At 58.7% G+C, this 23,814-nt stretch carries 19 protein-coding genes; 4 read left to right on the top strand and 15 right to left on the bottom strand.

Annotated elements, in window-relative coordinates:
* Positions 1-169: 169 nt before the first annotated feature.
* Positions 170-601 (bottom strand): nucleoside-diphosphate kinase, encoded by a 432-nt coding sequence (gene ndk / locus AB3U87_RS15280; protein ID WP_125289523.1) that lies wholly within the window; start codon positions 599-601, stop codon positions 170-172.
* A gap of 274 nt (positions 602-875) precedes the next feature.
* Here ndk and sseA point away from each other — a divergent pair, with 274 nt between their 5' ends.
* A complete protein-coding gene (gene sseA / locus AB3U87_RS15275; RefSeq protein WP_253459307.1) occupies positions 876-1,721 on the top strand; it encodes a 3-mercaptopyruvate sulfurtransferase in 846 nt (281 codons plus the stop codon).
* Positions 1,722-1,848: 127 nt separating this feature from the next.
* Here the strand turns inward: sseA and sseB are convergent, their stop codons facing one another.
* The 5 genes from sseB to trmJ form a co-directional block, all read right to left on the bottom strand.
* Positions 1,849-2,604, bottom strand: coding sequence for an enhanced serine sensitivity protein SseB (gene sseB, locus AB3U87_RS15270; RefSeq protein WP_253459304.1), 756 nt, complete (start codon positions 2,602-2,604; stop codon positions 1,849-1,851).
* Between the two features lie 47 nt (positions 2,605-2,651).
* Positions 2,652-3,935 carry an aminopeptidase PepB gene (gene pepB, locus AB3U87_RS15265; RefSeq protein WP_253459300.1) on the bottom strand — a complete coding sequence of 428 codons (1,284 nt, stop codon included), beginning with the start codon at positions 3,933-3,935 and terminating at the stop codon, positions 2,652-2,654.
* A 130-nt stretch (positions 3,936-4,065) separates the two neighbouring features.
* The gene (locus tag AB3U87_RS15260) at positions 4,066-5,247 is read right to left on the bottom strand and encodes an IscS subfamily cysteine desulfurase (protein ID WP_253459297.1); all 1,182 of its coding nucleotides are present in this window, start codon (positions 5,245-5,247) and stop codon (positions 4,066-4,068) included.
* Positions 5,248-5,359: 112 nt separating this feature from the next.
* Complete coding sequence (gene iscR / locus AB3U87_RS15255) at positions 5,360-5,857, bottom strand: Fe-S cluster assembly transcriptional regulator IscR (RefSeq protein ID WP_253459294.1); 498 nt, start codon at positions 5,855-5,857, stop codon at positions 5,360-5,362.
* A 151-nt stretch (positions 5,858-6,008) separates the two neighbouring features.
* Entirely contained in the window at positions 6,009-6,737 is a 729-nt protein-coding gene (gene trmJ, locus AB3U87_RS15250; protein ID WP_253459291.1) for a tRNA (cytosine(32)/uridine(32)-2'-O)-methyltransferase TrmJ, read from the bottom strand.
* Positions 6,738-6,854: 117 nt separating this feature from the next.
* Between trmJ and suhB the strand changes: the two genes are divergently transcribed.
* Positions 6,855-7,658 (top strand): inositol-1-monophosphatase, encoded by an 804-nt coding sequence (gene suhB / locus AB3U87_RS15245; protein WP_253459288.1) that lies wholly within the window; start codon positions 6,855-6,857, stop codon positions 7,656-7,658.
* A 55-nt stretch (positions 7,659-7,713) separates the two neighbouring features.
* Here suhB and AB3U87_RS15240 read toward each other — a convergent pair whose 3' ends face one another.
* Both AB3U87_RS15240 and AB3U87_RS15235 read right to left on the bottom strand, forming a co-directional pair.
* On the bottom strand, positions 7,714-8,715 hold the full coding sequence (locus AB3U87_RS15240) for a nickel/cobalt transporter (protein WP_394149610.1): 1,002 nt from the start codon (positions 8,713-8,715) through the stop codon (positions 7,714-7,716).
* Positions 8,706-9,302, bottom strand: a complete 597-nt coding sequence (locus AB3U87_RS15235; protein WP_301730876.1) for a DUF1007 family protein — start codon at positions 9,300-9,302, stop codon at positions 8,706-8,708. Before AB3U87_RS15235 ends, AB3U87_RS15240 begins: the two co-directional genes overlap by 10 nt.
* A 183-nt stretch (positions 9,303-9,485) precedes the next feature.
* Here AB3U87_RS15235 and csiE point away from each other — a divergent pair, with 183 nt between their 5' ends.
* A complete protein-coding gene (csiE, locus tag AB3U87_RS15230; protein ID WP_394149608.1) occupies positions 9,486-10,751 on the top strand; it encodes a stationary phase inducible protein CsiE in 1,266 nt (421 codons plus the stop codon).
* Positions 10,752-11,025: 274 nt separating this feature from the next.
* Here the strand turns inward: csiE and AB3U87_RS15225 are convergent, their stop codons facing one another.
* Positions 11,026-12,177: a 3-phenylpropionate MFS transporter gene (locus AB3U87_RS15225; protein ID WP_253459279.1), complete on the bottom strand. Its 1,152-nt coding sequence runs from the start codon at positions 12,175-12,177 to the stop codon at positions 11,026-11,028.
* 118 nt (positions 12,178-12,295) lie between these two features.
* Positions 12,296-13,549: a serine hydroxymethyltransferase gene (glyA, locus tag AB3U87_RS15220; RefSeq protein ID WP_301730817.1), complete on the bottom strand. Its 1,254-nt coding sequence runs from the start codon at positions 13,547-13,549 to the stop codon at positions 12,296-12,298.
* A gap of 333 nt (positions 13,550-13,882) precedes the next feature.
* Between glyA and hmpA the strand changes: the two genes are divergently transcribed.
* Positions 13,883-15,067, top strand: coding sequence for an NO-inducible flavohemoprotein (gene hmpA / locus AB3U87_RS15215; protein ID WP_301252048.1), 1,185 nt, complete (start codon positions 13,883-13,885; stop codon positions 15,065-15,067).
* A gap of 49 nt (positions 15,068-15,116) precedes the next feature.
* Here hmpA and glnB read toward each other — a convergent pair whose 3' ends face one another.
* The 5 genes from glnB to purL form a co-directional block, all read right to left on the bottom strand.
* Positions 15,117-15,455 (bottom strand): nitrogen regulatory protein P-II, encoded by a 339-nt coding sequence (gene glnB, locus AB3U87_RS15210; RefSeq protein WP_125289509.1) that lies wholly within the window; start codon positions 15,453-15,455, stop codon positions 15,117-15,119.
* Between the two features lie 141 nt (positions 15,456-15,596).
* Positions 15,597-16,931, bottom strand: a complete 1,335-nt coding sequence (gene glrR / locus AB3U87_RS15205; RefSeq protein ID WP_253459270.1) for a two-component system response regulator GlrR — start codon at positions 16,929-16,931, stop codon at positions 15,597-15,599.
* Positions 16,928-17,593 (bottom strand): two-component system QseEF-associated lipoprotein QseG, encoded by a 666-nt coding sequence (gene qseG, locus AB3U87_RS15200; protein WP_253459268.1) that lies wholly within the window; start codon positions 17,591-17,593, stop codon positions 16,928-16,930. Before qseG ends, glrR begins: the two co-directional genes overlap by 4 nt.
* A 38-nt stretch (positions 17,594-17,631) precedes the next feature.
* On the bottom strand, positions 17,632-19,059 hold the full coding sequence (locus AB3U87_RS15195) for a sensor histidine kinase (RefSeq protein WP_301252049.1): 1,428 nt from the start codon (positions 19,057-19,059) through the stop codon (positions 17,632-17,634).
* A gap of 600 nt (positions 19,060-19,659) precedes the next feature.
* On the bottom strand, positions 19,660-23,550 hold the full coding sequence (purL, locus tag AB3U87_RS15190) for a phosphoribosylformylglycinamidine synthase (RefSeq protein WP_394149604.1): 3,891 nt from the start codon (positions 23,548-23,550) through the stop codon (positions 19,660-19,662).
* Positions 23,551-23,814: the final 264 nt, after the last annotated feature.

Raw genomic sequence — 23,814 nt, 5'->3', positions numbered from 1 at the left:
GCCTCGTTGTTACACGTTATGGCGCTGGGGAGGTTAATAAGAAGTATAAATGAAACGCCCCCGCTGAGCAGGGGCGCATTATTGTACAGGCAGAGCGTCTGCGGATTAAAGGGCGTTATGAAAATAAATTGTAAACGCGCCGCATTCCCCTGCCATCAATAATCAATAATTAACGAGTGCGTGGGCACACTTCGCCTTCGCCAAAGAAGAAGGCGATTTCGCGAGCGGCAGACTCGGCAGAGTCAGAACCGTGGGTCGCGTTCTCGGTGAAGCTGTCCGCGTAGTCGGCACGCAGCGTACCAGCCAGCGCGTTGTCCGGGTTAGTTGCGCCCATCAGATCGCGGTGACGCTGTACGGCGTTTTCGCCTTCCAGCACGGAAACCACTACCGGGCCAGAGGTCATGAATTCAACCAGGCCGTCGAAGAAAGGACGACCCTGGTGTTCTGCGTAGAAGCCTTCAGCCTGCTCTTTGGTCAGGTGCAGCATTTTGGTGCCAACGATTTTGAAGCCAGCGCTTTCAAAACGGTTAAAAATGGCACCAATTACGTTTTTTGCCACCGCGTTTGGTTTTACGATAGAAAAAGTACGTTCGATAGTCATAGTGACCCCTGTTTGATGTCGAGTTTGGCCGGTGAAAAGGCTCCCCGGCCGGGAAAATGGCGCCGATTATAGGGGGCATAAGCCCGCATTCCTATCGGATATTCAACAAATCGTTAAAAAAGTCGCTTAAGCGCCTACAGACTGGCAACCTTAGTGCGCAATCGCGCAAAAATGCTTCAGCTCGCCGCCCGGCGTGGAGAAAACCCGAGAAGATCTTGAGATGCCCGTCAGGATAACCGACACTCAGGGCAACTATTCCTGTTGCGAGGCCGCTATGACTTGCTCTTTGTTTGTGACCGCCGACTGGCTGGCGGAACACTATGCCGATGATGATATTCAGGTACTGGACGCGCGTATGCTGCCGCCGGGCCAGGAGAAGGTTCGCGATATTCAGGCGGAGTACCGTGCGGGCCATCTGCCGGACGCGCCTTTTTTCAATATCGAAGCGCTTTCCGACCCTGCCAGCCCTTATCCGCATATGCTGCCGCGAGCGGAGGCTTTTGCCGTGGCGATGCGCGAGCTGGGCGTCAGCAGCGAAAAACATTTAGTGGTTTACGATGAGGGTAATCTCTTCTCTGCGCCGCGCGCCTGGTGGATGCTGCGTCAGTTCGGCGTAGCCTCGGTTTCCATTCTGGCCGGCGGACTGAGCGGCTGGCGCGAAGCCGGTTACGAGGTGGCTACCGGCGACGTCGCGCTGCCGGAAGCGGAGTTCGAGGCCAGTTTCGATCCGGCCGTGGTGAAGCGGATCACCGACGTGATGGTCATCAGCCATGAAGGCGGCGCGCAGATTGTCGACGCCAGAGCCGCCAACAGGTTTTACGGTGAAGTGGACGAGCCGCGTCCGGGCCTGCATCGCGGTCATATTCCCGGCAGCCTGAACGTGCCGTGGAACGAACTGGTGGAAAACGGTCAGCTGAAGTCGCCGGAGGCGCTGACGGCCATTTTCCAGCGTCAGGGCGTGAAGCTCGACGAGCCGGTGGTGGCCAGCTGCGGCTCCGGCGTGACGGCGGTCGTGCTGATCCTGGCGCTGACGTCGCTGGGCGTGGAAAACGTCACGCTTTATGACGGCTCCTGGGGCGAATGGGGTAGCCGCGACGATTTGCCGATCGCTACCCGATAAACAGCCGCCCCGGCGGCCGGAAGGAAAGCCTTATTAAGACGGGCGATGGCGATCGATATTCAGCGCGGCTATTTACACTGGCCGCGCTGTTTTAACGCCATCAGCAAAGCAGAAGTCGCCCGGCGCTTTACAGGATCCTGTCCTGCTTAAGCGAGCGCAGGAAGCTGCCCCACCGCCGTTCATAAAAGGGCGTGATATGCGCGGTAAAGAAGTGGCTGATATTGTCATTATCCACTACTTCGCAAATATCTACCGGCTCATCCTCTAACAGCGTATCGGTCGCCACGCTGCCCGCCGCCTGAATGATATTTTCGATATCACCGTCGGCTTCAATGCCAATTAGCAAATTAGGCTTCGCGTCCGCCGCTTCTTTAATATGCGCCACCCATGCGCGCCGCACCTGCTTATGTTTAGCAAACAGCTCCGTTAGCGAGGCGATGGTTTGCGCAGGCGGTTCGGCAATTTCCGACAGCAGCAGCGAAGCGCCGCCTTCCAGCACCGTTTGCTGGCTCAGGGCGTTGCCCTCTTTCCCCAACAGGCTGCTGATTTCCCCCGGCGAAAACTCCTTGCCGACGGGCAGTTTGGGATTCAGAAACAGCGTTTCGCCCTGAGTCATGGCAAACAGCGTGCGTACCGGCATCACCAGAAAAGGCTGTTCTTCGGTGACGGCCTGCTGTAGCGCCTGCTCTGAGGTGAAAAAGGGAATAATGCTGGTGCCGTCCTCTTTTTCCCAGTGCTGCAGCTCCGCATCGGCCTGCTCCACGCTTTCGCCAGGCACCCAGACGCTGGCTTCCATCAGTAACGTAAAGAACTCCGGGCGGTGCGCAGGCTCGGTCGCCGCCAGTTTCAACACCTCTTCCAGGCGCTGGTTGATTTCGTTCATTGCTTGCTTCCAGTCAAAGCGCCGGGCGCAGCGCCCGGCTACACGTTCTATTTCAGCAGCAGATTCGCCACGGTACGTACGCCCAGTCCGGTCGCGCCGGCAGACCACTGATCCACCGCGCCTTTACGGTAGGTCGCTGAGCAGTCGATATGCAGCCAGCCCTGCTGATAGTGCTTCACAAAGTGCGACAGAAACGCGGCGGCCGTGCTGGCGCCTGCCGTATGCGAAGGCGCGGCAATATTGTTTAAATCGGCAAAGTTAGAAGGCAGATAGCCGCGATGGAACTCGGCCAGCGGCAGTCGCCAGAAAGGTTCGTTCTCGCTGGCGGCGCTCTCCAGCAGCGACTGCGCCAGCGCGTCATCAAAGCTGAACAGCGCGTGATAATCGTTGCCCAGCGCCGTTTTGGCCGCGCCGGTCAGCGTCGCCGCATCGATCATCAGCTGCGGGTTCTGTTCGCTGGCGTCGATCAGGCCGTCCGCCAGCACCAGGCGCCCTTCCGCATCGGTGTTCATCACCTCTACGCTTTTCCCGTTGCGGTAACGAATAATATCGCCCAGACGGAAAGCGTTGCCGCTGACCATGTTGTCGGCGCAGCAGAGATACAGCTTCACGCGCTTATCCAGTCCGCGATCGATAGCCAGCGCCAGCGCGCCGGTCAGCGTGGCGGCACCGCCCATATCCGACTTCATTGAATCCATCGAGCCGCTGGGTTTCAGGCTGTAGCCGCCGGTATCAAAGGTGATGCCTTTGCCCACCAGGCAGGCGAAGACCGGCGCTTTCTCATCGCCCGTCGGGTTATAGTCCAGCGCCAGCAGCGCCGGGCTGCGTGTTGAGCCGCGTCCTACCGTATGCAGACCGCTGTAGCCCTGAAGACGCAGATCCTCGCCTTTGGTAATGCGGTAGCTGGCCTTTTCGCCCGCCACGCCGCAGAGCAGATCGACCGCGCGCTGCGCCAGCTGCTCCGGGCTAAGTTCTTCCGCCGGAAGGTTGATGGTGTCGCGCACCCAGTCGATGATTTTCAGACGACGATCGAGCTCGGCCCGATCCGCCTCGCTCAGCGCGGCCCATTCAACTTTTCTTTCGCCTTTCGGCCCGCGATAGCCCTGCCAGAAGGCCCAGCTTTTTTCCAGGTCCCAGTCGCCCTGCAGGCTGACGTGACGAATGCCCTGCCCGTCGATTTTGCGCGCCGCGCGCTGAATGGTGGTCAGCACATCGCCGCCGTTAAGGTGGATGGTCATGCCGCTGTCGTTGCTGGTCAGGGTCGCTTTTTCGCCCCAGCGCGCATCCGCCGCTGTCGTCGACAGCGTAATGATCATTGGCGTGGTTGTCATAACCTGGCTCCTTGTTAAAAATTTGTTATATCGACCTTGCAACGGCCGACGGCAGCGATAACGCTGCCTGTTCGTTTTAAGATTAACAGATTAAGCATAACGGGCTAAACAGCCCGTAGAACGGAAAAGATTAGCGCGAAGACGCCGCTCGCCATTGCGGAGACAAGTCACGCAGGCGGGTAATGGATTTACGCACCAGCTCGATAGCGTATTCGATCTCCTCACCCGTGGTAAAGCGCCCCAGCGAAAAGCGCAGCGAACTGTGCGCCAGCTCTTCGCTCAGGCCCAGCGCGCGCAGGACATAGGAAGGTTCAAGGCTGGCCGAGGTGCAGGCGGAGCCGGAGGAGAGCGCCAGATCTTTCAGCGCCATAATCAGCGATTCGCCGTCCACGTGCGCAAAGCTGACGTTAAGGATATTCGGCGCGCTCTGCTCCAGGCTACCGTTAAGATACACCTCGTCAATTTCGCTCAGGCCCGCCCACAGGGTTCTGCGCAGCAGGTTAAGCCGGGCGCTTTCGCTGCTCATCTCTTCCTTTGCGATACGGTAGGCCTCGCCCATGCCGACGATTTGATGCACGGGCAGCGTGCCGGAACGCATGCCGCGCTCGTGACCACCGCCGTGGATCTGCGCGGCGATACGGATACGGGGCTTTCTGCGCACGTAAAGTCCGCCGATGCCTTTCGGGCCATAGAGCTTATGCGCGGAAAAAGACATCAGGTCGACTTTCAGCTCGCTGAGATCCACCGGCAGCTTGCCGACGCTCTGCGTGGCGTCAACGTGGAAGAGAACGCCGCGCGACTGGCACAGCTCGCCGATAGCTGCAATATCCTGCACCACGCCGGTTTCATTATTGACGTGCATAATGGAAACCAGGATGGTGTCGTCGCGCATCGCGTCCTGCAGCTGTTGCAGCGTGATAATGCCGTCGGCCTGCGGGGCCAGGTAAGTTACCTCGAACCCTTCGCGCTCCAGCTGGATACAGGTATCCAACACGGCTTTGTGCTCGGTCTGGCTGGTGATGATGTGTTTGCCTTTCTCCTGCTGGAGTTCGGCCGCGCCTTTGATGGCCAGATTATCGGATTCGGTTGCGCCAGAGGTAAAAACGATTTCGCGGGGATCGGCACCAATCAGTTCGGCAACCTGGTTGCGGGCGACGTCGACCGCTTCTTCCGCCTGCCAGCCAAAGCGATGGGAGCGGGAAGCCGGATTGCCAAAAGTCCCGTCAAGGGTCAGAAACTGCACCATTTTTTGCGCTACGCGGGGATCGGCGGGCGTGGTGGCGGCGTAATCAAGGTAAATCGGGACTTTCATTGCGTTGAACTCCGTACAGTTAAGTATGTCATTCAATGCGGTCTGCCGCGTCGGTGACCATCGTCCCCGACACAGAGTGGTATGAGGACGACGGCTTTCGCCGCCGCTTTAATCAGGCTCGCAGATTGACGTTAATCGTTTCATGCAGGCGGCCGGCCGGCACGCGCGCTTTTTCAGTGTTGTTCTGACGATCGGCCACATCCAGGATTTCCTGGTTGTTCACCAGTTCCGCCAGCGTAATGTTGTTCAGGAAGTCGCTGATGCGCTCGCTCAGGTCGCGCCACAGCACGTGGGTCAGACAGCGTTCGCCGCCCTGACAGCCTTCTTTGCCCTGACACTTGGTCGCATCTACAGACTCATCCACGGCGGTGATCACCGCGCCAACCGCAATCTCGCCGGACGCTTTGCCCAGCAGATAGCCGCCGCCTGGCCCACGTACGCTGGCCACCAGACCGTTTTTACGCAGGCGAGAGAAAAGCTGCTCCAGGTAGGACAGCGAAATGCCCTGACGCTCTGAAATATCAGCTAAAGGTACTGGCCCTTCGTGCGAGTGCAGCGCAACATCAAGCATAGCGGTAACGGCATAACGGCCTTTGGATGTCAGTCTCATGGCGTAAACGACCTCGGTTGTTCGTGAACATTTGATGGTCGAAGTCTGCCATTCCTGAGTGTTTTGGTCAACTATTTAACCGAGTAATTCACTCAAGTATTTAACCTGGTAATTTACTCAACTATTACCGCTGCTTTTTTGCGCGCCTCGACTACTTCTCGCTCTTTGGCTTTTCCAGCGAAGAGAGCATGCCGCGCAGAATATTCAGCTCGTCGCGCTCCGGACGCGCCCGCGTATAAAGGCGGCGCATCTTGCTCATCACCTGGCCGGGATTGCCTTCACGTATAAAGCCGCTTCTCACCATCATCTGTTCCATATGCTGGTAAAAGCGCTCAAGGTCGTCGACCAGCGGATAAGGCGACTCTTCGTAGTCGGGCTGCGTGGTTTCCTGCGATTGCAAAAACGCCATGCGCACTTCATAAGCGATGATCTGTACCGCCATCGCCAGGTTGAGCGAGCTATACTCCGGGTTAGCGGCAATGGCTACGTGATAGTGGCACTTTTGCAGCTCTTCGTTGGTCAGGCCCACGCGCTCGCGGCCAAACACCAGCGCAACCGGCGCCTGCTGCCCTTCCTGCACGCTCTTGATGCCGCACTCGCGCGGATCGAGCATCGGCCACGGTAGCGAACGCGAACGGGCGCTGGTGCCAACCACCAGACTGCAGCCGGCCAGCGCTTCATCAAGCGTGTCAACAATGTGCGCTTCGCCAATCACGTCGCTGGCGCCAGCGGCCAGTGCGATAGCCTGCGAGTCAGGTTTGACCAGCGGATTGACCAGATAAAGGTTGGTCAGGCCCATGGTTTTCATCGCGCGAGCGACGGATCCCATATTGCCGGTGTGAGAAGTTTCCACCAGCACGATTCGGATGTTATGCAGCATAGGAGTTCAGGTCTGTGAGATAATTTGCCAATGTTAACATATTTTCAGGACTTTTACCGAGCCCCCTGCTATAATCCGCGCCGTTTTCCGTTCTTTAACATCCAGTGAGAGAGACCGATGCATCCGATGCTCAACATCGCCGTGCGCGCTGCGCGCAAGGCCGGTAATTTAATTGCCAAGAATTATGAAACGCCAGACGCCGTTGAAGCCAGCCAGAAAGGCAGCAACGACTTCGTTACCAATGTTGACCGCGACGCCGAGCGCCTGATTATTGAGGTGATCCGCAAGTCTTATCCAAAGCACACCATTATTTGTGAAGAAAGCGGTGAGCTGCCCGGAGAAGACAAGGATGTGCAATGGGTTATCGATCCACTGGATGGCACTACTAACTTCATTAAGCGCCTGCCGCATTTCTGTATTTCTATCGCCGTACGTATCAAAGGCCGCACCGAAGTGGCCGTGGTTTACGATCCAATGCGTAACGAACTGTTCAGCGCCGTACGCGGCCAGGGCACCCAGCTGAACGGCTATCGCCTGCGCGGCTCTACCGCTCGCGATCTGGATGGCACCATCCTGGCGACCGGTTTCCCGTTCAAGCTGAAGCAGCACGCCACGCCGTATATCAATATCGTGGGTAAACTCTTTACCCAGTGCGCGGATTTCCGTCGCACCGGTTCTGCCGCGCTGGATCTGGCTTACGTTGCCGCCGGCCGCGTGGACGGCTACTTTGAAATCGGCCTGAAGCCGTGGGATTTCGCCGCGGGCGAGCTGCTGGTACGTGAAGCAGGCGGCCTGGTGACCGACTTCGTTGGCGCGCATGGCTATATGCACTCCGGCAACATCGTCGCCGGTAACCCACGCGTGGTAAAAGCGATGCTGGCGACCATGCGCGACGAGCTGAGCGAAGCGCTGAAGCGCTAAATCACTCTCAAGAAAGGGCTGAACGTTTGTTCAGCCCTTTTTTATTGCCGCGCATTTAAAAAAGCGGTCGTATCCCGCCGGATAACGCAGGCTGCGCGCTCAACCACAGCATTACGCCGGTTGCCAGCAGCAGCAGGCCGCCTGCCAGCGACAGCGTTGCCCAGATAAAAGCGCGATCGCTCTGCGCGTTTTCTCGTCGACTCAGCTTCAGCGCCAGCGCGCGCGAAACCTGCACCAGCACGGCCATAGCCGTTACCGTAACGGCCGTTCCCACCGCCATCGCCAGTGCGGAAAGCACGCCCCATGCGTAAACGCCGATCACTTTAGAAAACAGCAGCATCATAATCGCGCCGGAGCACGGCCGCAGCCCCATTGACAGCACCACCAGCGCTTTGGTTTTACCGCTGACCGCCTTATCCAGCATCCCACTATCCGGCACGTGCTGATGCCCGCAGCCGCAGTGTGCGCCGTGCTGATGGTCCTGTTCTACAGGCACCAGGCGGCGAACGGCAAGCCGGGGCTTTTTCAGCAGGCGCACAATTCTGCCGCCCGCTCGCCAGCACAACCACAGCCCCAGCCCGACTACCAGCAGATAACTGCCCTTTTCCAGCCAGTAGCTGCCCACATGCAGCTGGCGGGAAGAGAGCTGTAGCACCACCAGCATTATCGTCACCAGCGCAATCGCCACGCCGCCCTGTAGGAGGGCTGCGGCCAGGGTCAGCCGGATGCTGGTGTTCATCTTCGTGGGATGCGTAGCCAGAAACGTTGCGATCACTACTTTGCCGTGGCCCGGCCCAAGCGCGTGCAGGATGCCATAAATCAGGCTGAACCCCATCAGCGTCAGGCCGACCTGATGCGGCCGGCTCGCCACCTGCTGCAGCAGCGCCGTCATCTCCACATGCAAATTGCGCTGCCAGACCACGCTTTGCAGCAATAATTGCGGCCAGTACAGCCAGGCCGCCGCGCCCGCTGCGATAAATATCAGCAGCAGCAGGTAAAGCGGCCACGCCTGAAGCCAGCGGCTGCGGGATCGCTGCGCTACGGACATCACTGACATAATAAGGTCACCGTTTGGGCAAACTGACGGCCAAGATCCATATCGGCAGGCGGCGCATCGGCTTTATCCAGCGACAGCGCATAGGTCTGGAGCGAAGCGTTGGGATTGGGCGTTTTAAGCGTCAATCGGCAGCGCTGCGCCAGCTCTGGCGGAAGATGCAGCGATTGTTCGGATGCAAAAGTCATATCGACAAAGTAAGTCGGATCGAAAATGGAAAAGGTGTAGCGCTGTCCGGCCAGCGGCTGCGGTTCGTCCAGCGGCAGAATAAACTCCAGCACGGCTTTGTTTCCCTCTCGCGACAGCCGGTATTCCGGCGGTAAGTTGCCAAATTTCACCGGCTTGCCTTTATGCCAAAACTCGGCGAAATAATGCTGCGCCATCACGTTGGCCATCACTTCCGCCGCCAGTTTTTTCCAGACCACCGAATCCGGTTTGGCTTTGCCCGCGTCGTACAATAAATCGGCGGAGGTGATCTCATCCATCACCCAGTGCATTTTCAGGCCGGTCAGCCGATCGTCCTGCTGCACCAGCGTGGCCTGCATAGCGATAAAGCTATGGGGATGGCTCCATGCTTGCGGCATTACCATCAGCAGCGCTATGCACAGCAGTCTGATAAAAATGTTATAACGTAACAATACCTGCTCCTTATCCAACCGGTGAAAAAATCTGTGACCTGCCTTAAAAGCTACAAAAAAATCTGCTGGCTGTCGGTTTAGTCCGACCGGGTCACGCTATTCTTAGCGGGGTGACTTTTATCGGGACAGCAGATCATGACTCAACCTCTAATCGGGCCAGCTGCTTTCTCCAGTCCGCAGCGACGCTGCCATCTGCTATTACTGCTTTATCTGCCAGGCAGCGTCACGCTGGAGCTATTGTGCCAGCTCAACGGCGTGGATCCTTCCGTGGCCCGGCAAGATATAGCGGAGGTCACGGCAGAAATCCAGCGCTATCACCGGCTGTCGCTGCTACAGCACGCTACTGACGGCTATCGGATTGACGGTGCGGAACTGGATCGGCGGCTTTGCCTGCTGCATTGGCTTAAACGCGCGCTGCGGCTAAGCCCTGATTTTGTTCGGCAGCATTTTTCTCCGGCGCTGAAGCAGCAGCTGCAAACGCTGCGGATAGAAAAAGCCCTTTATGATGACCATAACCTGAATGCGCTGGTTCACCACTGCGCGCAGGGTTTGTCACGAGAGTTTACGCCGCGCGACTGTCAGTTTCTGGCGCTGTTTATGCAGCATTCGCTGGGTCGCCAGGCGCCCCTGTCATTTAATGAGGCCCAGCAGGCCTGGCTGGCAAAGCGTCGGGAATATCAGGTAGCGCAGGAGATTGTGCAGCACTGGCAAAAACGCTGTAAGGCCGCGCCGGAGGCGAATATTGCCTGCTTGCTTGCCCTGCTATTCAGCCAGCTTCATACGCCCACCCTCGCCGGGATCCGTTATGACTATGAGCAGCAGCTGCTTGCCGATATTTATCGGCTGATTGAGCAATTTCAGATGCTTTCCGGTCACCGTATCGGCAACGTGCAGGGCCTGTGCGAACAGCTCTATACGCACATGGCGCAGGCGCTGGAGCGATCCCTGTTTGGTATCGGCATTGATAACAGCCTGGCGGAAGAGGTTCTGCAGCTTTATCCACGGCTGTTGCGTACCACCCAGGCGGCAATAGTCAGCTTTGAACAGCGCTACTCGCTGCGTTTTTCTGAAGAAGAGATGGGGCTTATTGCTATTATTTTCGGCGCGTGGCTGATGCAGGAAAACGTGCTGCAGGAAAAACAGGTACTGCTGCTAACCGGAAAAGATGCCGCGCTGGAAAAAGAGCTCGAACAGCAGCTCCGGGAATTAACGCTGCTGCCGCTGAACATCAAATATCTGGACGTGGCGGAATATCAGCGCAGCAGCGCCCCAAAGGGTATTGCGCTGGTGATTACGCCCTATGCCACGCCGCTGCCGCTCTACTCTCCGCCGTTAATCCATGCGGAACTGCCGCTACAGCCGCATCAGCAGGATCGTATCAGGCTGCTGCTGGAGTCCTGACCCACGCCTGCGAAAAGCAGGTTAGACTTGCGGGCAAAGCGCCTGTTTTGCATAAAATCAATGCCCAATGGCTCTGAATACCTTGTTGCCTGATTTTTACTTTTTGCCTGTTGAGAGGCCGCCGCCCGTGCGGTTAACTGTGTCGCCTTTTGTGAATGATAAGGATTGTGCCGTAAGGTTTAACGGCTACATTATCGTCAAGCATAAGTTCTGAGGTACTTCCCCCAATGCGCTACGCGCAAAGGGGGAGTATTTTAGCAAAGCCGCAGTGCGATTAGGTTTTCGCCGCAATGCGAGCGCTCTTTTCCGGCCGCAGAAACAGCGCCGGCACCACCAGCAGCGCCATCACCCAAAATATATCGCCGTGCAGATGCTGGAACAGCGCCCCGCAGACTATCGTCATTACCGCAATGCCGCCGCCCATCGCCAGCGCCGAATATACGGACTGCAGACGAATAACCTCGGCGCCTTCCCTGGCGGCGATAAAGCGCATCGCCGCCAGGTGACAAATGGTAAAGCTGCCGCAGTGCAGGATCTGCGCCACGATCAGCAGCGGCAGCGCCGTGGTTGAGGCCATCAGGCTCCAGCGGATCAGCGCACATACGCCGGAGAGCAGCAGCAGGTCCCGTGCGGTCCAGCGCCCAAAAAGCCGGTTGCTGGAGGCAAACACGATAATTTCTGCCACCACGCCCAAGGACCAGAGGTAGCCCACCACGCTCGCCGAATAGCCTGCATCCTGCCACCAGATAGCGCTAAAGCCATAATAGGCCGCGTGCGCGCCCTGCATCAGGGTGACGCAGAGCAGAAAGCGCCAGGATGATTTCAGCAGCCGCTGCCAGTCCTGCCAGCCCGCACGTGCGACAACCTTGTCGCTCCCCTGCGGCGGGGTCGCCGGGCGAAGCAGCATCCCGCCGAGCATCGCCGCCGTTCCTGCACAGAGCAGCCACAGGATCGCCTGGTAAGAGAAAGCGTTAACCAGCACGCCGGTCAGCGCCGAGCTGATAACAAACGCCAGCGATCCCCACAGCCTGACCGGGCCGTAAGCCATTGCAATCTGCCGTTGCCAGGTGGCGGCCAGCGCGTCGCTCAGCGGCACCAGCGGAGAGAAAAACAGGTTGAAGCCAATCATGACCAGCAGTAGCCAGACCCAGAACGCGCTAAACCAAAAGCCCAGGGCAAACAGCAGCGACAGCCCCGCCAGCAGACGCAGCACGCTAATCAGGCGCGAAGGCGTCGTCACGCGGGAAGCGATAAGCAGGCTGCCGGTAAAGCGGGAAACCATGCCGACGCCTAATAAAAGGCCGATTTTTTCCGCATCAAGTCCGATGCCTTTCAGCCAGACGGCCCAGAACGGCAGCCAGACGCCGTAGGTAAAGAAGTAGGTGAAGTAGCCCAGCCCCAGCCACCACGCAGAACGGATTGCCATTTTTCCTCCGGCAATGTACAGACGAAAAAAACGGGACGTAGCGTCCCGTTTCGTTGTCGCGCCGGAAAATTCTCCGGCGTTCTGAAGCGGGATACCGCATCCCGCAGGCTTATGGCTTTTACGCGTACACCGGGAAGCGGGCGCACAGTTCCAGCACCTGCTTTTTCACGCGTTCGATGGTCGTTTCATCGTTGATATTGTCAAGAATGTCGCTGATCCAGCCGGCCAGCTGGCGCACTTCCGCTTCCTTAAAGCCGCGACGAGTCACCGCTGGCGAGCCAATACGGATGCCGGAAGTCACAAACGGGCTTTTCGGATCGTTCGGCACGCTGTTTTTGTTAACGGTGATGTTGGCACGGCCCAGCGCCGCATCAGCTTCTTTACCGGTCAGGCCTTTGCTCACCAGATCGATCAGGAACAGGTGGTTATAGGTGCCGCCGGAAACGATGTCGTAACCGCGCTCCAGCAGGACTTCCACCATCGCTTTAGCGTTTTTGGCAACCTGCTGCTGATAGACCTTGAACTCCGGCTCCATCGCTTCTTTCAGCGCTACCGCTTTACCGGCAATCACGTGCATCAGCGGGCCGCCCTGGCCGCCAGGGAAGACGGCGGAGTTCAGCTTTTTATAGAAATCTTCATCCCCGCCCTTCGCCAGGATCAGGCCGCCGCGCGGGCCCGCCAGGGTTTTATGGGTGGTGGTGGTTACGATATGCGCGTGCGGAACCGGGTTCGGGTAAACGCCTGCGGCAATCAGACCGGCGACGTGCGCCATGTCGACAAACAGGTAAGCGCCGATGCTGTCAGCGATTTCACGCATTTTCGCCCAGTCGCAGATGCCGGAGTAGGCAGAGAAACCGCCGATGATCATTTTCGGCTTGTGCTTCTGCGCCTGCGCGGCCAGATCGTCATAATCGATTTTGCCGGTCTCGTCGATGCCGTAAGGCACCACGTTGTACAGCTTGCCGGAAAGGTTAACCGGGGAGCCGTGGGTCAGATGGCCGCCGTGCGCCAGGTTCATGCCCAGAATGGTATCGCCCGGCTGCAGCAGCGCGGTATAAACGGCAAAGTTAGCCTGAGAACCGGAGTGCGGCTGCACGTTGGCGAAATCGGCGCCGAACAGCTCTTTAGCGCGATCGATCGCCAGCTGCTCTACGATATCAACATACTCACAGCCGCCGTAGTAGCGCTTGCCCGGATAGCCTTCCGCATATTTGTTGGTCAGCTGAGATCCCTGCGCCTGCATGACGCGCGGACTGGTGTAGTTTTCCGAAGCAATCAGTTCAATATGCTCTTCCTGACGCACTTTCTCCTGCTCCATTGCCTGCCACAACTCGGCATCATAATCGGCAATATTCATATCACGCTTTAACATCCGCTTCTCCTGACTCAGCTAACAATCTATTCGGCATTGAACGGCCCTTTTGGGCGAAGGCCAACAGTGTAAACCGTTTTGCCTGCTCAGGGATAGCCGGAAAGCAGGGTTTTTACGCAAACGATTGGCTCCAGCGCTGGCAAGGGTTAGTTCTCTTTTTCCCTGGCGTGGCGGCTCGTCTGTTTCATCATCATCTACGTGCAGGTTTTTCAACATCGACCCTTTTTTTTGGTAATAAATGCCCTTGTCTGGTTAAAGGTTATTTACAGCGTGACGTGTTTCGCTATAAGATGCATTTAAAATGCAACTTATAAAAATCCTCAGGAGTTCGCCATGTTAGACGCCCGCACTATCAGCACCATCAAAGCGACCATCCCGGCTTTGCTGGCTACCGGCCCCGCCCTTACCGCCCACTTTTACGATCGGCTGTTCAGCCATCATCCGGAGCTGAAAGACATCTTCAATATGAGCAACCAGCGCAACGGCAACCAGCGTGAAGCTCTGTTCAACGCTATCTGCGCCTATGCGGGCAATATTGAAAACCTGCCCGCTATTCTGCCGGCGGTTGAGAAAATCGCGCAGAAGCACACCAGCTTTGCCGTGCAGCCTGAACATTACCAGGTAGTGGGCGAACACCTGCTGGCCACGCTGGATGAGATGCTCAGCCCCGGCCAGGAAGTGCTGGATGCGTGGGGAAAAGCCTATGGCGTGCTGGCCAACGTGTTTATTAAGCGTGAAGAAGAGCTGTATGAGGCGTCGGAACAAAAAGTGGGTGGCTGGCGGACGCCGCGCGCGTTCCGCATCAGCGAGATTACGCCACAAAGCGAAGTAATAAAAAGTATTGTCTTCAGCCCGGTTGATGGTCAGCCGGTAGCCGATTATCAGGCCGGGCAGTATCTGGGCGTCTGGCTGCGGGAAAAAAGCTTTGCTAATCAGGAGATCCGCCAGTATTCCCTGACGCGTTCGCCAAACGGCAAAGATTACCGGATTGCGGTGCGGCATGAGGCGGGCGGAACGGTTTCCGGCTGGCTGCACGATCACGCCAAAGTGGGCGACGAGGTGCGCCTGGCAGCGCCTGCCGGAGATTTCTTCCTGAATATCACGCCGCAAACGCCGGTCACGCTGATTTCAGCGGGCGTCGGTCAGACGCCGATGCTGGCGATGCTGCACGTGCTGGCGGAACAGCACCACCCTGCGCCGGTACGCTGGCTGCACGCGGCAGATAACGGCAAAACCCACGCTTTTGCTGATGAGGTTGTAGCGACGGGCCAGCAGCTGGCGCAGTTTTCACAGCATATCTGGTATCGGGATCCGCAGCCCGACGATAGCGATCGCTATCAGACGCCGGGCCTGATGGATCTGCTGCCGATCGCAGAGCAGCTCAGCGATCCGGCAATGCACTTCTATCTTTGTGGCCCGGTAGGCTTTATGCAGCATATCGCTGAACAGCTGGTGAGCATGGGAGTAGCGGTTGAGCGCGTGCACTATGAGGTATTCGGCCCGCATAAAGTGCTTTAATACGCAAAAGGCCGGATAGTCCGGCCTTTTTTACCTGAAGACAGGCGACTCAGATCGCTTCTTCATCTTCTTCGCCGGTACGGATACGCACCACGCGCGCCACGTCGAAGACAAAAATTTTGCCATCGCCGATTTTCCCGGTCTGGGCGGTGCGCATAATCGTTTCCACGCAGGTATCCACAATATCGTCGGCGATAACGATCTCGATTTTAACTTTCGGCAGAAAATCGACCATATATTCCGCGCCGCGATAAAGTTCGGTGTGCCCTTTCTGGCGGCCAAACCCCTTCACTTCGGTCACGGTCATCCCGGTGATGCCGACTTCAGCCAGCGCCTCGCGCACATCATCCAGTTTGAACGGTTTGATAATTGCATCGATCTTTTTCATGGCAGACCCTTGTTGTTCCCTCGCCAGCCGGAGGGTAAGCGTATTCAGTATATGTGCAGCAGACAGGATCCGCCGCGCGGTCTGTCACTTTTGCCGGGCAGATAAACTATCATATCTGCACCGCGATGCGGCACAAAAAAACTATTCTTTAAAATCAGAGGCATCCAGCTCATGGCGCGACAGCAGCTTGTAGAATTCCGTGCGGTTGCGTCCGGCCAGGCGCGCCGCGTGCGTCACGTTGCCTTTGGTCATTTGCAGCAGCTTGCGCAGGTAGTTCAGCTCGAACTGGTTTCTGGCCTCGACAAAAGTTGGCAGCGCCGTGTTTTCGCCCGCCAGCGCCTGCTCCACCAGCGCTTCGCCTATTACCGGCGCGGAGCTTAACGCCACGCACTGCTCGATGACGTTAACCAACTGGCGCACGTTGCCCGGCCAGCTTGCGGCGATCAGGCGCTTCATCGCATCGGTAGAAAAGCTGCGGACAAAGGGCTTATGCCTTTCGGCGGACTGCTTCAGCAAATGGTTCGCCAGCAGCGGAATATCTTCCGCGCGCTCGTGCAGCGCCGGCAGGCGCAGCGTCACCACGTTCAGACGATAATAGAGATCCTCGCGGAACTCTTTTTTCTCCATGGCCTTCGGCAGATCGCGATGCGTGGCGGAAATAATACGTACGTTAATATCCAGATCGCGATTGCTGCCCAGCGGCCGCACCTTGCGCTCCTGCAGCACGCGCAACAGCTTGACCTGGAGCGCCTGCGGCATATCGCCGATTTCGTCTAAAAACAGCGTGCCGCCTTCTGCGGCCTGAAACAGCCCTTCGCGCTGGCTCACCGCGCCGGTAAAAGCGCCTTTTGCGTGGCCGAACAGCTCGGACTCCAGCAGCTGCTCCGGCAGCGCGCCGCAGTTAATCGCGATAAAAGCCTTGCCGGCTCTCGGGCTGGCGGCATGAATCGCCTGCGCCAGGATCTCTTTTCCGGTTCCGCTCTGGCCGTTGATCAGCACGCTGACGTCGGACTGCGCCACCATCCTGGCCTGGTCCAGCAGCCGCAGCATCACCGGGCTGCGGGTAACAATGCTTTCCCGCCAGGCGTCGTCGCTGGCCGGCGCGCGATGTGCCAGAGCCTGATCGATGGCGCTATAGAGCGCGTCGCGATCCACCGGCTTGGTTAAAAAGCTGAATACGCCCTGCTGCGTGGCGGAAACGGCTTCGGGGATCGAGCCGTGAGCGGTAAGAATAATCACCGGCATGCCGGGATGGCTTTTCTGCACCTCGGCAAACAGCGCCAGACCGTTCATTTCATCCATGCGCAGGTCGCTGATGACCAAATCAATGCGCTCGTTTTGCAGCGTGCGCAGCGCCTCCGGCCCGCTTTCGGCGGTGGATACGCTAAACCCTTCGCTGCCCAGGCGCATCCCTAACAGCTTTAACAGGCCGGGATCGTCATCCACCAGCAGCAGGTTTGCCGATTTTTTTATCATCGCTGCGCTCCTTTTTCCGCGTCGTTTTTCTCGCTGTGGCCGTCGCTGCCGTCGGGCGAACGGCGCGTGGAGAGCTGACGTTCAATATCCGTTAGCGTGTCCAGCTTGCGTCGGGTGACTTTAAGCTCGCTGTTCAGCGTCGCCTGCTGCTGGCGCAGCGCGTCCAGCTGGGCATCGCTGGTCTGCTGCAAATGATGGTAGCGGGTGCGCTCCTCGGAGAGCTGCAGCTGCGCCATTTGGTTATCGCGCCACAGCTGAAGCAGCGGGCGCACGGCGGCGGGATAGTCGCGGCTGAAGGCGTCCAGCTGGAGCATATACTGACGCCGCTCGACGGGCGTGACGTTACCGTTGGCCATCAGCACCGCCTCTTTGAAAGCGCCCTGCCAGCTGTCGCCGCCCTGCTGGCGTGCCTGAGCGCGCGCGTCAGCGGCAGAAAGCCGCGCCGCGCAGTCTGTCGCCCGCAGCCAGTAAAGCGGATTGCTGGTTTTGCTCTCTTCCACGTCCCAGATCCGGGCGCAGTCCACCAGCCGGTAGTCCACTATCTTTGCTTCCGGTTCTACGGGCGCGCTATGACCCACGATTTTAGCGCCGGGCGCGTCGCTCGCGCAGGCGGCCAGCAGGCCAGCCAGCAGCGCGGCTGCCGTGTATTTGCCCAGCTGCATAACCGATCCCGCAGCCGGAAAAAAGAAAGGTAATCGCATTATTTGTTCTCGCCAATGGAGTTAAGTTCGATGCGAAAGCAGACGTCGGCCTCTTTACTGGCGGTCAGCTGTAGATCGCCCAGCAGGCGATGCACGCAGTCTTTGGCGATGCTCAGGCCCAGACCGCTGCCTTTTACCGCGCCTTTGCGCTGCTGGCTTCCCTGAAAGAAAGGCTCAAAAATCATCGCCCGCTCCGCATCCGGTATCGGCGTGCCGCTGTTGGCGACCTCGATGATGACCTTGCGGCCCTGCGGCCAGCTGCGGATCCAGATGGTACCGGATTCATCGCCGTAGTGTATCGCATTCGAATAGAGATTATCGATCGCCCTTGTCAGCAGGGCTTCATCCGCCCGGCAGGCGGTGGCGGTCAGGGCAATATCGGTCTGGATCAGGCGCTTGCGTGCCGTGAGGTTGTGGCTGCTGACGATGCGCTCGATCAGCGGTTGCAGCTCCACCGGCTTCAGCACCACCTGCGCCTCTGAAAGCTTGCGGTTATAGTCCAGCAGCTGTTCAATCAGCCGTTGCAGATGGCGGCTGCTTTCGTCGAGGATGGCGACCACCTCGCGCTGATCGGTGGTCAGCGGGCCGGCGACTTCATCCGCCAGCAGCGCCGTCCCTTCACGCATGCTGGCCAGCGGCGTTTTCAGCTCGTGAGAGATATGGCGCAGGAATTCATGTCGCTGCGATTCAAGCCAGGCCAGGCGCTCGCTAAGCCATAAGATCCGCTGGCCGAGAGAACGCAGCTCGCGCGGGCCTTTCAGCGCGAGATTGTGCCCGGCCGAACGCCCTTCACCCAGCCGGTTGATCATGCGCTCGACCGCCTTGACCGGCCCGATGATCATGCGGGTAAACAGCACCACCAGCCCTAAACTGAGCAGAAACAGGATCAGCGCCTGCCAGCCGAAATACTGGCCGCGTTCGGCTATTTCGCGCTGCAGCTGTAGCCCACGTGAAAATACTGCATCACGCGTGGACTGCACCAGCCGGCCGTTGACGGCGGAAAAACGTTCCAGATTGTCGGAAGCCGTCTTAACAGGACTGCTGTTGTCGCACGCTATTTTCGCCAGTCCGGACAGCAGCTGCTGCAACGACTGCGTTAGCCGATCGTCGGGCACCGCCGCCGCCTGCTCTTCCAGCATGCGGGCATATTTGGTTCGTTGAGTCTGATAAAGGTTCGCCAGCATCGGATCGTCCAGCACGCAGTACTGGCGGTAGCTTCGTTCCAGTTCAAGCGCGGTGCGCGCCATCGCCTCGCTGCGGCGCACATCGGTCAGCGTATTGCGATTGATATCGGCCGCCTGATTGCTCAGCGCGGAGAGGCTTTCCCACGCCTGCCAGGCCAGCACCAGCAGCGGCAGCAGCACCAGCAGAAAGGCCATCAGCACCAGCTGGCGCAGCGATCGGGGAAACAGACGCCATTTTTTCACGGGAAGCTCTCCTGTTTTTAGTCAGCCCGATGCTAACGGAGTGTGCTGCGAGAGGAAAGCCTTAGCGTAAAACGAAAAACGGCAGGCTCAGGGAGCCTGCCGTCATGCGATGCGATGCCGGGATCCCGACATGCCTGAATAGGTGGTGCCTAACTCAACGTTGCGCCCTGAGTGTGATAGAGCCGGAGCTGTATCGGTCTCGCTGGACGGCAGGCACCGTATTGTGCGTCATTCGGAACGTTATGAAGCGCTTGACCGCTTGCGCAGGGCTGTCATAACCAGGTGAATGAGCCGCTGGGCCTAGTATAGCAAATTCCATGCCATGTTTGGAATTAAATTATAACGCTTTATTTTAAATAGCTTTTTAAAAACAGTACGGCGCAATGGCGTCAGAAGAGTTCGCCCGGCTGGCAGAAAGTGTCGCCGTTCGGGAACAGGATTAGGATTAACCTCAGGAACACAGCATAATCAATAAGTTAAATGTCGCCATTAAGAGACACCCGATTGACGGCCTGTCGCTATTTTGCAACGGTTGTTCACCATCGGCTCAGAAAACATAAAAAAAGGCAGCCGAAGCTGCCTTTAAGGTTGAGGCTAAACTTAACCAAGCTGCTTACGCGCGTTGCGGAAAATCCGCATCCATGGGCTGTCTTCGCCCCACTCTGCCGGATGCCAGGAGTTGCTGACCGTGCGGAAAACGCGTTCCGGGTGCGGCATCATAATGGTGACGCGGCCGCTTTCGTTGGTCACCGCCGTGATCCCGTTCGGCGAGCCGTTCGGGTTAGCCGGATACTGCTCGGTCACCTTGCCGAAGTTGTCGACAAAGCGCAGCGCCACCAGGCCTTTATGCTCCAGCGTGGCCAGATGGGCCTCGTCGCGCACTTCCACAAAGCCTTCGCCGTGCGAAACGGCAATCGGCATCTGCGATCCCGCCATGCCGGCCAGCAGCAGCGACGGGCTGGCCGCCACTTCCACCAGGCTGAAACGGGCCTCGAAGCGCTCTGACTGGTTACGCACAAAGCGCGGCCAGGCTTCGCTGCCGGGGATCAGCTCGCGCAGGTTGGACATCATCTGACAGCCGTTGCAGACGCCCAGCGCCAGCGTTTGTGGACGATGGAAGAAGGTTTCAAACTCGTCGCGCACGCGATTGTTGAACAGGATGGATTTGGCCCAGCCTTCGCCCGCGCCCAGCACGTCGCCGTAGGAGAAACCGCCGCAGGCCACCAGCGTCTGAAAATCCGCCAGATCGCGACGGCCAGCCAGCAGATCGCTCATATGCACGTCGACCGCATCAAACCCGGCGCGATGGAAAGCCGCCGCCATCTCGACGTGGGAGTTAACGCCCTGCTCGCGCAATACGGCCACTTTTGGCCGCGCGCCCGTTGCGATATAAGGCGCCGCGATGTCTTCTTCCGGCCGGAAGGTCAGCTTCACGTTCAGGCCCGGATCGAGATCGTTTTTCTTCGCTTCATGTTCCTGATCGGCGCACGCCGGATTGTCGCGCAGGCGCTGCATCTGCCAGGTGGTTTCTGCCCACCAGGTACGCAGAGTGCTGCGGCTTTCGCTGTAGACTGCCGAATTGCCGGAGGTGATCACAAAACGATCGCCAGGCAGCGCGCGGCCCAGCATATGCACGCAGTCCGCCAGTCCCTGAGCGGCAAAAACCTGCTCTACGTATTCACGATCGGCCGCCGCAATCTGAATGACGGCGCCCAGCTCTTCGTTAAACAGCGCGGCCAGCGCATCGCTGCCCAGCGCGGCGATATCCGCCTCAACGCCGCAGTGGCCGGTAAAGGCCATTTCCGCCAGCGTCACCAGCAGGCCGCCGTCGGAGCGGTCGTGATAGGCCAGCAGCTTCTCTTCCGCCACCAGCGTCTGCATGGCCGTGAAGAAGCCCGCCAGCCGCTGCGCATCGCGCACGTCGGCAGGCTTGTCGCCCAGCTGACGATACACCTGCGACAGCGCCGTCGCGCCCAGCGCATTCACGCCCTGGCCAAGGTCGATCAGCAGCAGCGCATTGTCATGGTTGGCGGTTTGCAGCTGCGGCGTCACGGTGCGGCGCACGTCTTCCACGCGGGCAAAAGCGGTGATCACCAGCGAAAGCGGCGACGTCATTTCGCGCTGCTCGGTGCCCTGCCGCCAGCGGGTTTTCATCGACATGGAGTCTTTGCCGACCGGGATAGTGATGCCCAGCGCCGGACAAAGCTCCTCGCCTACCGCTTTAACGGCTTCATAAAGCCCGGCGTCTTCGCCTGGATGGCCTGCCGCCGCCATCCAGTTAGCGGAAAGCTTGATGCGCTTTAACGAACCGATCTGCGTGGCGGCGATATTAGTAAGCGCCTCGCCTACCGCCAGGCGGCCGGAAGCGGCAAAATCCAGCAGGGCTACCGGCGCGCGCTCGCCCAGCGCCATCGCCTCGCCGTAATAGCTGTCGAGGCTGGCGGTGGTCACGGCGCAGTTGGCGACCGGGATCTGCCACGGCCCCACCATCTGATCGCGCGCAACCATGCCGGTAACGGTACGGTCGCCGATAGTGATCAGGAAGGTTTTTTCCGCCACGCTCGGTAAATGCAGCACGCGTTTAACGGCATCGGCAACGGTAATGCCTTCCCGCGCCAGCGGCTCGCCTTTGGCTTTCAGCGTGACGGCTTCACGGGTCATCTTCGGCGTTTTGCCCAGCAGCACGTCCAGCGGCATATCGATCGGCTTGTTATCGAAATGGCTGTCGCTCAGCGACAGGTGCATCTCTTCCGTGGCTTCGCCGATAACGGCGTAAGGCGCGCGCTCACGCTGGCAAAGCGCAGCGAACTGCGCCAGTTTGTCCGGCGACACGGCCAGCACGTAACGCTCCTGCGACTCGTTACACCAGACTTCCAGCGGGCTCATGCCCGGCTCATCGCTGAGGATATCGCGCAGGTTGAAGCGGCCGCCGCGTTCGCCGTCGCTCACCAGCTCCGGCATGGCGTTAGACAGACCGCCCGCGCCCACGTCGTGGATAAACAGGATCGGGTTCTCTTCGCCCAGCTGCCAGCAGCGGTCGATCACTTCCTGACAGCGGCGCTCCATCTCCGGGTTGTCGCGCTGTACCGAGGCAAAGTCGAGATCCTCATCCGACTGGCCGGAAGCCATTGAAGAGGCTGCACCGCCGCCCAGGCCGATATTCATCGCCGGGCCGCCCAGCACGATCAGCTTCGCGCCCACCGTGATTTCGCCTTTCTGCACGTGATCGGCGCGAATATTGCCGATACCGCCGGCCAGCATAATCGGCTTATGGTAGCCGCGCAGCTCGACGCCGTTGTGGCTGTTAACTTCTTCTTCATAGGTACGGAAGTAGCCGGTCAGCGCCGGACGGCCGAACTCGTTGTTAAACGCCGCGCCGCCCAACGGGCCTTCAGTCATGATATCCAGTGCGGTAACGATGCGGTCAGGCTTGCCGAAATCCTCTTCCCACGGCTGTTCAAAACCGGGAATACGCAGGTTGGAGACCGAGAAGCCCACCAGGCCCGCTTTGGGCTTCGCGCCGCGTCCGGTTGCGCCTTCATCGCGGATTTCACCGCCGGAACCGGTTGCCGCACCGGGCCACGGCGAAATCGCCGTCGGGTGGTTGTGGGTTTCCACCTTCATCAGGATATGCGCCTCTTCCTGATGGAAATCGTAGCGGCTTTCCGCATCGGCATAGAAGCGGCCAACCTGCGAGCCTTCCATCACCGCCGCGTTATCTTTATAGGCGGACAGCACGTGATCCGGCGTTTTCTCAAAGGTGTTTTTGATCATTTTGAACAGCGATTTTGGCTGCTGTTCGCCGTCGATGATCCAGTCGGCGTTAAAGATTTTATGACGACAGTGCTCTGAGTTCGCCTGGGCGAACATATACAGCTCAATGTCGTTCGGGTTGCGCCCGAGTTTTTCAAAAGCCTGCTGCAGATAGTCGATTTCGTCTTCCGCCAGCGCCAGGCCCAGCCTGCGGTTGGCCAGCTCCAGCGCCGTACGGCCTTCGCCCAGCACGTCCACGCTGGTGAGCGGAGCCGGTTCATGATGCGCGAACAGCCGTTCGGCCTGCGACAGATCGCTGAGCACCACTTCCATCATGCGGTCATGCAGCTGCGCGCCCAGCTGCGTCCACTGCGCTTCGGTCAGCTGCGGCGCTTTGATGTAGAAGGCCAGCCCGCGCTCCAGGCGCGTCACCTGCGGCAGATCGCAGTTGTGGGCGATATCGGTCGCCTTGGAAGACCACGGGGAAATCGTTCCCGGACGAGGCGTCACTAGCAGCAGGCGACCTTCGGGGGTATGTTCGGCGAGAGAAGGACCATATTTCAGCAGGCGCTGTAAACGGGCTTTTTCAGCCTCGTCAAGCGGCGCGCTGACATCGGCGAAATGGACGTACTCGGCGTAAATGTCACTCACCGGCAGGTGAGCGTCCTGAAAGCGGGCCAGCAGTTTGTTAATACGAAATGCCGACAGAGCGGGCGAACCACGCAGAATTTCCATCATTAAAGATCTCTCGTCAGAGCGCCAGGCGACGCTTCTTTGGGCGCAACAGGGGAAAACGGGCGCCATTATAAAGAATCCCCATCTGTTACGAAACCGTTTGCGCAGAATTAATCGGCACAGGGAATTGCCTGAAAAGCGCACAATTCCGCACAAATCTGGTTGCGCCGCCGCAGGGAGTTGCGCAAAATGCCCCACGCTCAGGGACCATTAAAGACCACAAATACTGCCGTTACAGACAGAATCCTGAGAGAAATCGAGAGATAA

The sequence above is a fragment of the Erwinia plantamica genome, assembly GCF_043420595.1.
GTDB lineage: Bacteria > Pseudomonadota > Gammaproteobacteria > Enterobacterales > Enterobacteriaceae > Erwinia > Erwinia aeris.
This window is presented reverse-complemented; position numbering and strand designations above follow the sequence as displayed.